The organism is Streptomyces sp. NPDC029139 (assembly GCF_055564335.1).
In genome coordinates, this window is record NZ_JBVHWN010000001.1 from 175,849 (window position 1) to 188,705 (window position 12,857).

Annotated in this window: 11 protein-coding genes; all 11 read right to left on the minus strand. The window is 70.7% G+C overall.

Translation table 11 applies throughout. The annotated features are described in order from the left end of the window. Positions 1-131: 131 nt before the first annotated feature. Entirely contained in the window at positions 132-1,487 is a 1,356-nt protein-coding gene (locus ACZ4VW_RS00740) for an MraY family glycosyltransferase (protein WP_467956950.1), read from the minus strand. A gap of 95 nt (positions 1,488-1,582) precedes the next feature. Next, on the minus strand, positions 1,583-2,830 hold the full coding sequence (locus ACZ4VW_RS00745) for a serine hydroxymethyltransferase (RefSeq protein WP_467956952.1): 1,248 nt from the start codon (positions 2,828-2,830) through the stop codon (positions 1,583-1,585). A gap of 137 nt (positions 2,831-2,967) precedes the next feature. Further along, a complete protein-coding gene (locus ACZ4VW_RS00750) occupies positions 2,968-3,612 on the minus strand; it encodes an arsenate reductase/protein-tyrosine-phosphatase family protein (RefSeq protein WP_467956953.1) in 645 nt (214 codons plus the stop codon). Next, positions 3,609-4,256, minus strand: coding sequence for an L-threonylcarbamoyladenylate synthase (locus tag ACZ4VW_RS00755; protein ID WP_467956955.1), 648 nt, complete (start codon positions 4,254-4,256; stop codon positions 3,609-3,611). The genes ACZ4VW_RS00750 and ACZ4VW_RS00755 overlap by 4 nt, the downstream gene beginning before the upstream one ends. A gap of 56 nt (positions 4,257-4,312) precedes the next feature. Then, positions 4,313-5,158, minus strand: coding sequence for a peptide chain release factor N(5)-glutamine methyltransferase (gene prmC / locus ACZ4VW_RS00760; RefSeq protein WP_015036198.1), 846 nt, complete (start codon positions 5,156-5,158; stop codon positions 4,313-4,315). A 46-nt stretch (positions 5,159-5,204) separates the two neighbouring features. Next, positions 5,205-6,281 carry a peptide chain release factor 1 gene (gene prfA / locus ACZ4VW_RS00765; protein ID WP_467956956.1) on the minus strand — a complete coding sequence of 359 codons (1,077 nt, stop codon included), beginning with the start codon at positions 6,279-6,281 and terminating at the stop codon, positions 5,205-5,207. 97 nt (positions 6,282-6,378) lie between these two features. Beyond that, positions 6,379-6,597 (minus strand): 50S ribosomal protein L31, encoded by a 219-nt coding sequence (gene rpmE, locus ACZ4VW_RS00770; RefSeq protein ID WP_046909139.1) that lies wholly within the window; start codon positions 6,595-6,597, stop codon positions 6,379-6,381. A 162-nt stretch (positions 6,598-6,759) separates the two neighbouring features. Continuing rightward, positions 6,760-7,881: an LCP family protein gene (locus tag ACZ4VW_RS00775; RefSeq protein ID WP_467956959.1), complete on the minus strand. Its 1,122-nt coding sequence runs from the start codon at positions 7,879-7,881 to the stop codon at positions 6,760-6,762. A 229-nt stretch (positions 7,882-8,110) separates the two neighbouring features. Next, complete coding sequence (gene rho, locus ACZ4VW_RS00780) at positions 8,111-10,165, minus strand: transcription termination factor Rho (protein ID WP_467956961.1); 2,055 nt, start codon at positions 10,163-10,165, stop codon at positions 8,111-8,113. Positions 10,166-10,546: 381 nt separating this feature from the next. After that, positions 10,547-11,464: a homoserine kinase gene (gene thrB / locus ACZ4VW_RS00785; RefSeq protein WP_383553260.1), complete on the minus strand. Its 918-nt coding sequence runs from the start codon at positions 11,462-11,464 to the stop codon at positions 10,547-10,549. A gap of 322 nt (positions 11,465-11,786) precedes the next feature. Continuing rightward, complete coding sequence (thrC, locus tag ACZ4VW_RS00790) at positions 11,787-12,857, minus strand: threonine synthase (protein WP_467956963.1); 1,071 nt, start codon at positions 12,855-12,857, stop codon at positions 11,787-11,789.

Here is a 12,857-nt window from a genome sequence, read left to right on the forward strand (position 1 = left end):
CGGTATCACAAACTATTTGAGTAGTTCTTTACCCATGGGGTGTGCCGACTGTCACACATGAGAGTTACTACGCGCGTGTGTGCGCGACAGGCGGCGCACTTGTCTGGTATTGGCCACCGATACGGCTTTCGTCAACTCGGCGTTCCGGCCTTCCGCCGGTCGGTGAAGCGCGAACGGTGGCCGATGGCGGTGGACCCGTTGACCCCGGCCGGGACCGGGACGCGCTCCGCCGGCGGCTCCTCCTCGGCGCCGGAGAGCGCCGGCACGGGTGCGGTGGAGTCCATGGACCCCACGGCCACGACGGCCTTCCGGCGGCGGTAGCGGGGCGGCACGAAGGACTCGGCCCACCGCGGGGCCCGCGGCGAGAAGCGCGGCAGCAGGAGCAGCACCAGACCGATCGCGCTGAGGAACACCACCCCGAGCACGATCCACATCGACGTCGAGTGCACCGAGTACGAGAGCGTCCCGAAGGCGAACAGCGCCGACCAGAAGTACATGATCAGGACGGCCCGGCTGTGCGAGTGCCCGATCTCCAGGAGCCGGTGGTGCAGATGGCCGCGGTCGGCGGCGAACGGCGACTGGCCGTTCCAGGTACGGCGCACGATCGCCAGGATCAGGTCCGCCATCGGGATCGCGATGATCGTCAGCGGCAGGACGAGCGGGATGAAGACCGGCAGGGCGGCGTGGGTGGCCTCCCGCGTCGAGCCCTCGAAGAGCCTCAGCACGTCCGGGTCCACCTGTCCGGTGATCGAGATCGCCGAGGCGGCCAGGATCAGGCCGATCAGCATCGAGCCGGAGTCGCCCATGAAGATCCGGGCCGGATGCATGTTGTGCGGCAGGAATCCCAGGCACATGCCCATCAGGATCGCGGCGAAGAGCGTCGCGGGGGCGGCCGCCTCGATCGTGTAGCCGTACCAGAGGCGGTAGGCGTACAGGAAGAAGGCCGCGGCGGCGATGCAGACCATGCCTGCGGCCAGTCCGTCGAGGCCGTCCACGAAGTTCACCGCGTTGATGGTGAGGACCACCAGGGCGACCGTGAGGAGCGTGCCCTGCCCCCGGGTGAGGGCGACGGTGCCGACGCCGGGGATGGGCAGCCACAGGATCGTCAGACCCTGGATCACCATCACGCCGGCGGAGATCATCTGCGCGCCCAGCTTGATCAGGGCGTCCAGCTCGAACTTGTCGTCGAGGACGCCGATCAGCCAGATCAGCGCGGCCCCGGACAGCAGCGCGCGCGGCTCGTTGGAGAGCTCGAAGACGCTGTTGAGGTTCTGGAGGTGGTCGGCGACCAGCAGACCGGCGCACAGGCCGAAGAACATGGCGATGCCACCGAGCCGCGGAGTCGGTTCTCGGTGTACGTCGCGGGCACGGATCTCCGGCATCGCCCCGGTCGCGATGGCGAACTTCCGCACCGGACCGGTGAGCAGATAGGTCACCGCGGCCGTGACACAGAGCGTCAGCAGGTAATCACGCACGGGCTGCCCCACAGGAATCGCTGGCCATCTCAGCCCCACACCCTAGCCGTGCTGTCCATGTGCTTGAGGACATACGGTCCGCCGGGATGGTTGCACTCCGCCTTCCATCACCGTCCATACGGGGGAAATCGCCCGGCAAGTTCCCGTACTTCGGCGCGTACCCGCGCCGTCTCCTCGGGGTCGTCCCGTAGCGCGATCGTGAACAACGCGGCGATCCGGGCCATCTCCGGAGCACCCATCCCCTGGGTGGTGACGGCGGCCGTGCCGAGCCGGATGCCGCGCCCGTCCCCGTGCGGGAGGGCGCAGGTGTCGAGGACCAGTCCGGCGGCGGCCAGCCGCGTCCGGGCGGCCCGGCCGTCGACGCCGAGCGGGGCCGGGTCGGCGGTGATGAGGTGGGTGTCGGTGCCGCCGGTGGTGACGGCGAAGCCCTCGGCGGCGAGGGCCTCGGCGAGGACGCGGGCGTGCGCGACCACCTGATGGGCGTACAGGGCGAAGGCCGGGGTCGACGCCTCGCCGAAGGCGACGGCCTTGGCGGCGATGGTGTGCATCTGGGCCCCGCCCTGGGTGAACGGGAAGACGGCCCGGTCGACCCGGCCGGCGAGTTCGGCGCCGCAGAGGATCAGGCCGCCGCGCGGCCCGCGCAGCACCTTGTGCGTGGTGGCGCACACCACATCGGCGTACGGGACGGGGCTGGGGGCCGCTCCCCCGGCGACGAGGCCCATGGGATGGGCGGCGTCGGCGATGAGGAAGGCGCCCGTCTCGTCGGCGATCTCACGGAAGAGCGCGTAGTCCGGGTGGCGGGGGTACGAGATGGAGCCGCAGACGATCGCCTTGGGGCGGTGGTGGCGGGCGAGCGCGGCGACCTGCTCGTAGTCGATGAGCCCGGTCTCGGCGTCGACGCCGTAGGGCACGAAGTCGAACCAGCGCCCGGAGAAGTTGGCGGGCGAGCCGTGGGTGAGATGGCCCCCGTGTTCGAGGCCCATGGCCAGCACGGTGTCCCCGGGCCGCAGGAGGGCCGCGTAGGCGGCGAGGACGGCGGAGGAGCCGCTGTGGGCCTGTACGTTGGCGTGCTCGGCGCCGAAGAGGGCGGTGGCACGGTCCACGGCGATCCGCTCGGCGGCGTCGGCGAACTCGCAGCCGCCGTGGTGACGGGCGCCGGGATAGCCCTCGGCGTACTTGTTGGCGAGCGGGGAGCCGAGCGCGGCCAGGACGGCGGGCGAGGTGAAGTTCTCGGCGGCGATCAGCTGCAGGCTGTCGGACTGCCGGCGCACCTCCCCGAGCAGCACGTCGGCGATCTCCGGGTCCTGCCGGCGCAGGACGTCGAGATCCTCATCGGGGGGAGCGGTGACCGGCATCTGTGGCTCCAGGCGTGGGCTGGGCTTCAGCTCCAATGTAGGCGCGTCGGCACGGCTCCGCCCGCTGTTCGCCCGCGTTCTGGGCCGTCTGGCCCTGTCGCGTACGCGTGCACCCCCCGCGTCCCCCACCGCACGCCTCAACGGCGCGCGGGCACCCCCGTCAGCGCCGTCACGACGGGGTCCAGCGCCGTGTTGATCTCCTCGCCGATCGACCGGAAAAAGGTGATCGGCGCCCCGTACGGGTCGTTCACCTCGTCGGCCTCCGCGGTCGGGGCCAGGAGCCACCCGCGTAGAGCGGCCGCCGCGCGGACCAGCGCCCGCGCGCGTTCCACCACGCCGTCGCCCAGGGGGTCGGGCAGTGTCGCCGGATCTATGGCGCGGACGAGGCGGGTGAACTCCTTCAGTGTGAAGGTGCGCAGGCCCGCGGAGTGGCCCATCGAGATGACCTGCGCCCGGTGGTCGCGGGTCGCCGTCAGGACGAGGTCCGCGCGGATGACGTGCTCGTCGAGGAGCTCGCGGCCCACGAAGCCGCTGTAGTCCGCGCCGAAGTCGGCGAGGACGAGCTCCGCGTTGGCCTCCATCGGGGCGCCCTCGTGGCCCCAGGTGCCCGCGCTCTCCACGATCAGGCCGCCGCCCCGGGGGTCGCCCAGGCGGTCGCTCAGGGCATGGCGGGTCAGCCGCTCGGTGATCGGCGAGCGGCAGACGTTGCCGGTGCTGACGTGGAGAATGCGGAAGGAACTGCTCTCGTGCCCCGCTATGCCACGCCCCTCAGGGGCGGTCAATTGGCCACCTCGAGGTCGGGTACGACCTTGCGGAGCTCCTCCGGGGACAGCGCGCCCTCGCGCAGCAGGACCGGCACCTTGCCCGTGACGTCCACGATCGACGACGGCACGATCCCGGGCGTCGGACCACCGTCGAGGTACACCGAGACGGAGTCGCCCAGCATGCCCTGCGCCGCGTCGCAGTCCTCCGGCGACGGGTGACCCGTGAGGTTGGCGGAGGAGACGGCCATCGGCCCGACCTCGGTGAGCAGCTCGATCGCGACCGGGTGCAGCGGCATCCGGATCGCCACCGTGCCGCGGGTGTCCCCCAGGTCCCACTGCAGCGACGGCTGGTGCTTGGCGACCAGGGTCAGCGCGCCCGGCCAGAAGGCGTCGACGAGTTCCCACGCCTGCTCGGAGAAGTCCGTGACGAGCCCGTGCAGCGTGTTCGGGGAGCCGATGAGGACGGGCGTGGGCATGTTGCGGCCCCGGCCCTTGGCGGCCAGCAGGTCCGCGACCGCCTCCGAGCTGAAGGCGTCCGCGCCGATCCCGTACACGGTGTCGGTGGGCAGCACGACCAGCTCGCCACGACGAACGGCGGACGCGGCCTCGCGCAGACCGGTCACTCGGTCCGTCGCCTCGTTGCAGTCGTATCGCCGAGCCATTTAGCGGTCCTCCTGGTACGCGTCGTGCGGGGTCGTGGCCTTGTTCGTGGCCGTGCTCACGGCATCGCCTTGCGGGCGGTCGCGAAGCGGGGGCGGTTGTTCAGGTCCGGGTGGTCGGCGGCGTCGGCCCAGCCGGCTTCCTCGTTGAAGATCCACGGCACCTGGCCGCCCTGGGTGTCCGCGTGCTCGATCACGACGAGGCCCCCCGGGCGCAGCAGCCGGTGCGCGGTGCGCTCGATCCCCCGGATCGTGTCGAGGCCGTCCTCGCCGGAGAACAGCGCCATCTCCGGGTCGTGGTCCCGCGCCTCGGGCGCGACGTACTCCCACTCGGTCAGCGGGATGTACGGCGGGTTGGAGATGACCAGGTCGACCTGGCCGTCGAGTTCCGGCAGCGCGCTCAACGCGTCGCCCTGGTGGACGGTGACCCGCGAGCCCTCGGCGTTCTTGCGGGTCCACACCAGGGCGTCGTCGGAGAGCTCGACGGCGTGCACGCGCGAGCGCGGCACCTCCTGCGCCATGGCGAGCGCGATCGCGCCCGACCCGGTGCACAGGTCGACGATCAGCGGCTCGACGACGTCCATGGCCCGTACGGCGTCTATGGCCCAGCCGACGACCGACTCGGTCTCCGGGCGGGGCACGAAGACGCCGGGTCCGACCTGGAGCTCCAGGTAGCGGAAGAACGCGCGCCCGGTGATGTGCTGGAGCGGTTCGCGTGCCTCCCGGCGGGCGACCGTCTCCCAGTAGCGGGCGTCGAAGTCCGCGTCCTTGACGTTGTGCAGCTCCCCCCGCTTGACGCCGTGCACGAACGCGGCGAGCTCCTCGGCGTCGAAACGCGGTGAGGGAACGCCGGCGTCGGCCAGCCGCTGGGTGGCCTGGGCCACCTCGGCAAGCAGCAGGTTCACGCTGGTCCTCCGTGGTACGGGACGTACGGGGTGGGGCTTGCGGGACTTAGGCGGCAGCGAGCTTGGCCGCCGAGTCGGCGTCGACGCAGGCCTGGATCATCGCGTCCAGGTCGCCGTCGAGCACCTGGTCCAAGTTGTACGCCTTGAAGCCGACGCGGTGGTCCGAGATCCGGTTTTCCGGGTAGTTGTACGTCCGGATCTTCTCGGACCGGTCGACGGTACGGACCTGGCTGCGGCGGGCGTCGGCGGCCTTGGACTCGGCCTCCTCCTGGGCGGCGGCGAGCAGCCGGGACCGGAGGATACGCATGGCCTGCTCCTTGTTCTGGAGCTGGCTCTTCTCGTTCTGGCAGGAGGCGACGATGCCGGTCGGCAGGTGCGTGATGCGGACCGCGGAGTCGGTCGTGTTGACGGACTGACCGCCGGGACCGGACGAGCGGTACACGTCGATGCGCAGGTCGTTCTGGTGGATCTCGACGTCGATCTCCTCGGCCTCGGGGGTCACGAGGACACCCGCCGCGGAGGTGTGGATCCGGCCGGCCGACTCGGTGGCGGGCACGCGCTGGACGCGGTGCACCCCGCCCTCGTACTTCAGCCGCGCCCAGACGCCCTGGCCGGGCTCGGTCGCGCCGTTGCCGCCCTTGGTCTTGACCGCGACCTGGACGTCCTTGTAGCCGCCGAGCTCGGACTCGGTGGAGTCGATGATCTCGGTCTTCCAGCCGACGCGCTCGGCGTAGCGCAGGTACATCCGCAGCAGATCGCCGGCGAACAGGGCGGACTCGTCGCCGCCCGCGCCGGCCTTGATCTCGAGGATGACGTCCTTGTCGTCGCTGGGGTCGCGCGGGACGAGCAGCAGCCGCAGCTTGTCGGTGAGCTCCTCGCGCTGCTTCTCGAGGTCCTTGACCTCGGCCGCGAAGTCGGGCTCGTCGTGCATCAGCTCGCGGGCGGTCTCGATGTCCTCACCGTTCTGCTTCCAGGCACGGTAGACGGCGACGATCGGAGTGAGCTCGGCGTAACGCTTGTTCAGCTTGCGCGCGTTGGCCTGGTCCGCGTGGACCGAAGGGTCAGCGAGCTTCTTCTCGAGATCGGCGTGCTCGCCGATCAGTTCCTCGACCGCCTCGAACATCGGGGGCTCCTGTTTTCGTACGAACGGACTGCGGGGACGGCAAAGCGCCGGTCCGGTACCCCCTGCGGGAGCGACCATGGACCGGCGCAGTGACGTGCTACTTCTTGGCCGCAGCCTTGCCGAAGCGGGCCTCGAAGCGGGCGACGCGGCCGCCGGTGTCGAGGATCTTCTGCTTGCCCGTGTAGAACGGGTGGCACTCGGAGCAGACCTCGGCACGGATGGTGCCCTCGGTCAGGGTGCTACGAGTGGTGAACGACGCGCCACAGGTGCAGCTGACCTGGGTCTCGACGTACTCGGGGTGGATCTCGCGCTTCAAGGTGTCTCCTAGTTTCGGGAGGGCACCGGGTCGCCGTGCGGGATGCACATGCGTGAACCGGGGCCGACGTACCAGTCTGCCAGGACCGGCCGTATCTCCCAAAACCGGGTCCGTGGTGAAACTATTCCGGGGCCGCTCGCGGCCCCGGGCCCGCTTCGTGCGCTAGCGCACGAGGCCGTCGGCCTTGCCGGTGGCGGCGTTCTTGGTCGCGGAGGCCGGGACGGGCTTGTCGGCCTTGAGCGCCTGCCAGACCTGCCGGGACTGGGCTTCGAGCGGGATGACGCGGTTCGGGTCGGCGGGGTCGTACCGGACCGGCATCGTGATCATGTGGACGTCGTCGGCGCCGAGCCCGGAGAGCCCCTTGGCGAAGTCCATGAGCTCGTTGACCGAGTCGAGCTCGGAGTCGGGCGTGATGGCCTTGGTGGCCGTGTCGGCGACGTCCAGGAGCTTCTTGGGGTTCGAGAGCACCCCGACGCCCTTGACCTGGTCGATGAACGCCTTCATGAAGGCCTGCTGGAGCTGGATGCGACCGAGGTCGCTGCCGTCGCCGACGCTCTTGCGGGTGCGGACCAGGCCGAGGGACTGCTCGCCGCCGAGGGTGTGGGCGCCCGGCGGGAGGTCGAGGTGGCTCTTGTCGTCCGTGATGCGCTCGGTGGTGGTGATGTCCACGCCGCCGAGCTTGTCGATCAGCTTCTTGAAGCCGGTGAAGTCGACCTCGATGTAGTGGTCCATGCGGATGCCGGACATCGACTCGACCGTCTTCACCGCGCAGGCCGGTCCGCCGGCCTCGTACGCGGTGTTGAACATCGCCCGCTTCTCCCCGGCGACGGCGGTGCCCTGCTCGTCGGTGCAGGCGGGACGGTCGACGAGGGTGTCGCGCGGGACGGAGACGACGCTCGCCTTCTGGTGGCCCTCGTAGACGTGCACGATCATCGCGGTGTCGGAGCGGGCTCCGCCCTCGTCCCTGCCGTACGCGCCGTTGTCGCCGGAGCGGGAGTCGGAGCCGAGGACGAGGATGTCCATCGAGCCGTTGTCGACGTTCTTGGGGCGTTCGGTGCCGAGCTGGGCGTTGATGTCGACGCCCTGGAGGTTGCCGTTCAGCTTGAGGTAGACGTAACCGAGCCCGGAGCCGCCGACGACGACGAGTACGGCCGTGCTCCAGGCGGCGACGGTCGCGGCGCGGCGGCCCCTGGCGGGCGGCTTGCGGCGGCGGCCGGTCGGGGGTCCCACCACGCCCCCTGGGCGGAGGGGGCGTATTCGGCCACCCTTGCTCTGCTCGGTCATCTGCTACCTCAGGTCCTCGGTTCACCTTCTGTGACGGCGAAGCAGCCGAAAGGGTTGCATATGAACCTGTGAGGTTTCACTGAGCGACGGACCGCCACCGCCCGGAACGCACCGCGCCCACCGTGCGGGGCACGGTGGGCGCGGTGGTGTTCTTCCAGGTCACGGCGGGATCACAGGGATCCCGCCGTCCGACCGTGGTCGCCTCGGTCGTGAGATTCGACTCAGGCGCTCAGTCGTTGTTGTTGCCGGCTCCGGGAGTCGTCTTCTGGATCTGCAGCAGGAACTCGCCGTTCGACTTCGTCTGCTTCATCTTGTCGAGAAGCAGCTCGATCGCCTGCTGCTGGTCGAGCGCGTGCAGCACGCGACGCAGCTTCCAGGTGACGGCGAGCTCGTCCGCGCCGAGCAGGATCTCTTCCTTACGGGTACCGGACGCGTCGACGTCCACCGCCGGGAAGATGCGCTTGTCGGCGAGCTTGCGGTCGAGCTTGAGCTCCATGTTGCCGGTGCCCTTGAACTCCTCGAAGATCACCTCGTCCATGCGCGAGCCGGTGTCGACCAGCGCGGTGGCCAGGATGGTCAGCGAGCCGCCGTCCTCGATGTTGCGCGCCGCACCGAAGAAGCGCTTCGGCGGGTAGAGCGCGGTCGAGTCGACACCACCGGACAGGATGCGGCCGGAGGCGGGCGCCGCGAGGTTGTACGCGCGGCCCAGGCGGGTGATCGAGTCGAGCAGGACGACCACGTCGTGACCCAGCTCCACGAGACGCTTGGCACGCTCGATGGCCAGCTCGGCGACCGTGGTGTGGTCCTCGGCCGGGCGGTCGAAGGTCGAGGAGATGACCTCGCCCTTGACCGACCGCTGCATGTCGGTGACCTCTTCCGGACGCTCGTCGACCAGGACGACCATCAGGTGGCACTCGGGGTTGTTGTGGGTGATCGCGTTGGCGATCGCCTGCATGATCATGGTCTTGCCGGTCTTCGGCGGGGCCACGATCAGGCCTCGCTGGCCCTTACCGATCGGCGACACGAGGTCGATGATGCGGGTGGTCAGCACGCCCGGGTCGGTCTCCAGACGGAGCCGGTCCTGCGGGTAGAGCGGGGTCAGCTTGTTGAACTCCGGGCGGCCTCGGCCGGAGTCGGCGGCCATGCCGTTCGAGGAGTCCAGGCGGACCAGCGCGTTGAACTTCTCACGGCGCTCGCCCTCCTTCGGCTGACGCACGGCGCCGGTGACGTGGTCACCCTTGCGCAGGCCGTTCTTACGGACCTGGGCGAGGGAGACGTACACGTCGTTCGGGCCGGGCAGGTAGCCGGAGGTCCTAATGAACGCGTAGTTGTCGAGGATGTCCAGGATGCCCGCGACGGGGATCAGGACGTCGTCGTCGGAGACCTGCGGCTCGCCGGCCGCGAACTCGTCACGGCCACGACGGCCCCGGCGGTCGCGGTAGCGCCCGCGACGGCCGCGACGGCCGCCCTCGTCGTCGAAGTCGTCCTGCGGGCCGGTGTTCTGCGGCTGCCCGCCCTGACGCTGCTGGCGCTGGCCGCCCTGGCCACCACCCTGCTGGTCGTCACCCTTGCCGCGGTCACGGCGGTCGCGCTGACGGTCACCGCGGTCGCCACGGTCACGCTGGCGGTCCCCGCGGTCGCCCCGCTCACCCCGGTCACGACGGCCACGGCCCTCGGCGGTGTCGGCGGCGGCGTCGGCCTTGGCGTCGGCGGACGTGTCCGTACGCGCCTCGGTGCGGGACTCCGTACGGGCCTCGACCTTGGTGTCGGTCTTCACGGCCTGGGCGGACTCGGCCTTGGCCTCGCCCTCCGGGCTGCCGGCGGGCGCGGTGGCCCGGCGACGGCGGCGCTCGCCGGCCGGCTGGTCGTCGGACGCGGGCTGGCCCGGGATGTCGATCTGCTGCTGGGCGACGGCCTTCTCGGCCTTCTCCGCCTTCGGGGCAGCGGTCTCGGCCGCGCTGTCGCCCGTACGGGCCTTGGAGGTGGCGCGGCGCTTCGGCTTCGTCTCGGCCGTGTCGGCGTCGGCCTTGGCGGGAGCGGCGGAGCCGCCGCCACCCTGCGCCTCCTTGATGACCTCGATCAGCTGGCTCTTGCGCATACGCGCGGTGCCCCTGATGCCGAGGCCGGACGCGACCTGCTGCAGCTCGGCCAGGACCATGCCCTCGAGGCCGGTGCCGGAGCGGCGGCGCCGTGCGGTGGTGCCAGTGGCAGCACCTGCGGCGGGCGCGGCGTTGTCGACACTGTTGTCGGCAGTCACGCCCATCAGATCGGTGGTGTCGCTCACGAAGGGTCCTTCCCTGGAGCGGACGTCGGCCATCTGGCTCGGCGACCGGTTGTGCTGTCCGGCATCGGTCCTGGCTTGTGGACCGTGTCGGGGCGGTGGTCCCGCCGGGTACGGCGGAAGAGGAAAACGTGCTGTGGGTCCGGCCCGAGGCCCCCTGCTCGGCCCTCAGCGGGAAAGAGCGAGGGGTGTCGTGCCGGTTCCGGAGCGTGCTCGAAACTGCTCAGGCAGGCTGCTCAGGCAGTTGGGGAGGCTCCCGGAAGAATGGTGGTCCCGGATGGGGACACTCAGCACCGCGCCACAAAGACGTCGGGTGCAGACTTGAGGTTAACACTACCGGCTCCAACAAACATTCCCCCTCTCCCTCACCGGCAATCACGTGTCCTAGGGCGCGAGCGGCAGAACACTCGCTCCGGACACATCGAGGTCGAGCCGGTTCGCGGCCCATCCCTCGCCCGCCAGCCGGGCGACCTTGTCGGCCGTCCCGTGTTCGGCCAGCGCGAGCACCGTGGGGCCCGCGCCGGAGATGACCGCGGGGACTCCGTCCGCCCGCAGCCGGTTCACAAGGGCGATGCTCTCGGGCATCGCGGGCGCCCGGTACTCCTGGTGCAGCCGGTCCTCGGTGGCCGCGAGCAGCAGCTCGGGACGGCGGGTGAGCGCCTCCACGAGGAGCGCGGCGCGGCCCGCGTTGGCCGCGGCGTCGACGTGCGGGACGGTGCGCGGCAGCAGCCCGCGGGCGGTCTCGGTCAGGACGGGCTTTCCGGGGACGAAAACCACCGGAACGATGGAATCCGAGGGATCCATCCTGATCGCCCGCGCGGCACCGGACTCGGTCCAGGCGAGCGTGAAGCCGCCGAGCAGGCACGCGGCGACGTTGTCGGGGTGCCCCTCGATCTCCGTGGCGAGTTCGAGGAGGGCGGCCTCGTCGAGGCGGGTGTCGCCGCCTATGGTCACGGCCCGGGCGGCGACGATGCCGGCGCAGATGGCGGCGGAGGAGGAGCCGAGGCCGCGGCCGTGCGGGATGCGGTTGGCGCAGACGACCTCGAGGCCGCGCGGCTGTCCGCCGAGCAGGTCGAAGGCCGTGCGGAGGGAGCGTACGAGCAGGTGGCTCTCGTCGCGCGGGAGCGTGTCGGCGCCTTCTCCGGCGATGTCGATGTGCAGCCCGGAGTCGGCGACTCGGACGACGACGTCGTCGTAGAGACCCAGCGACAGGCCGAAGGCGTCGAAGCCCGGGCCGAGGTTGGCGCTGGTGGCGGGAACGCGCACCCGTACGGCGGCGGCGCGGAACGCGGGACCGGCCATCGCTCGATGACTCTCCTTGACTGTGACTACGGGTTTTTCAAGAGACGTACGCAGGACCCGGGGGCCGCGTCTGCCTCGGGGGCGACAACGGCAACGACACCGCGCATATGCAACGGGGCGGGTTCGGTACAGCCTATCGAAGGAAGGTTCTGTGGCGACATAGGGCGCACAGGAGGCGCACGATGCGTGTCGCGAGCCATCCTGTGCGCCTATGTACGTTCCTGATCGGGTTTCACCCGGTGGCCCCTCCCGAGAGAGGGGCCGGATCGGGCCAGGCCCAGCTGGATCAGGCCAGAAGGGTGGATCAGGCCAGAAGGGTGGATCAGGCCAGGCCGAGGCGCTCGGCGGCGGCCGCCGCGTCGACCGGGACGGTGACCGGCTGGGGCGCGCCGGCGACGGCCCAGTCGGGGTCCTTCAGGCCGTTGCCGGTGACGGTGCAGACGATCCGCTGCCCCGGGTCGACCTTGCCCTGCTCGGCGGCCTTCAGCAGACCGGCGACCGACGCGGCCGAGGCGGGCTCCACGAAGACGCCCTCCTGGGAGGCCAACAGGCGGTAGGCGCGCAGGATCTCACGGTCCGTCACCTCGTCGATGAAGCCGCCCGACTCGTCGCGCGCGGCGATCGCGTAGTCCCAGGAGGCCGGGTTGCCGATCCGGATCGCGGTGGCGATGGTCGACGGGTCCTTGACGACCTGGCCGCGCACGAGCGGCGCGGAGCCGGAGGCCTGGAAGCCCCACATGCGCGGGCGGTGCGTGGAGAGCCCGTCCGCGGCGTACTCGCCGTACCCCTTCCAGTACGCCGTGATGTTGCCGGCGTTGCCGACGGGCAGCACGTGGATGTCGGGGGCGTCGCCGAGCATGTCGACGATCTCGAACGCGGCGGTCTTCTGGCCCTCGATACGGACCGGGTTGACCGAATTGACCAGCGCCACCGGGTAGTTGTCGGACAGCGAGCGGGCCAGGGTGAGGCAGTCGTCGAAGTTGCCGTCCACCTGGAGGATCTTCGCGCCGTGCACGAGGGCCTGGCCCATCTTGCCGAGCGCGATCTTGCCCTGCGGCACGAGGACGGCGCAGACCATGCCGGCGCGTACCGCGTAAGCCGCCGCGGACGCCGAGGTGTTGCCGGTGGAGGCGCAGATGACGGCCTTCGCGCCCTCCTCCTTGGCCCGGGTGATGGCCATGGTCATGCCGCGGTCCTTGAAGGAACCGGTGGGGTTGGCGCCCTCGACCTTGAGGTGCACCTCGCAGCCCGTGCGCTCGGAGAGGACCTGAGCGGGTACGAGCGGCGTACCGCCCTCACGGAGCGTGACGACCGGCGTCGTGTCCGTGACCGGAAGGCGGTCCCGGTACTCCTCGATGATGCCGCGCCACTGGTGGGTGCCCTTGCTGGTCAT

What these genes read in the sequence shown, in the direction of transcription:
- ACZ4VW_RS00775 (WP_467956959.1), bottom strand. Translation starts at nt 7,881, where the DNA reads ATGACCGAGCAGAGCAAGGGTGGCCGAATACGCCCCCTCCGCCCAGGG.
- ACZ4VW_RS00745 (WP_467956952.1), bottom strand. Translation starts at nt 2,830, where the DNA reads ATGCCGGTCACCGCTCCCCCCGATGAGGATCTCGACGTCCTGCGCCGG.
- thrB (WP_383553260.1), bottom strand. Translation starts at nt 11,464, where the DNA reads ATGGCCGGTCCCGCGTTCCGCGCCGCCGCCGTACGGGTGCGCGTTCCC.
- ACZ4VW_RS00755 (WP_467956955.1), bottom strand. Translation starts at nt 4,256, where the DNA reads ATGGCTCGGCGATACGACTGCAACGAGGCGACGGACCGAGTGACCGGT.
- thrC (WP_467956963.1), bottom strand. Translation starts at nt 12,857, where the DNA reads ATGACCAGCAAGGGCACCCACCAGTGGCGCGGCATCATCGAGGAGTAC.
- prfA (WP_467956956.1), bottom strand. Translation starts at nt 6,281, where the DNA reads ATGTTCGAGGCGGTCGAGGAACTGATCGGCGAGCACGCCGATCTCGAG.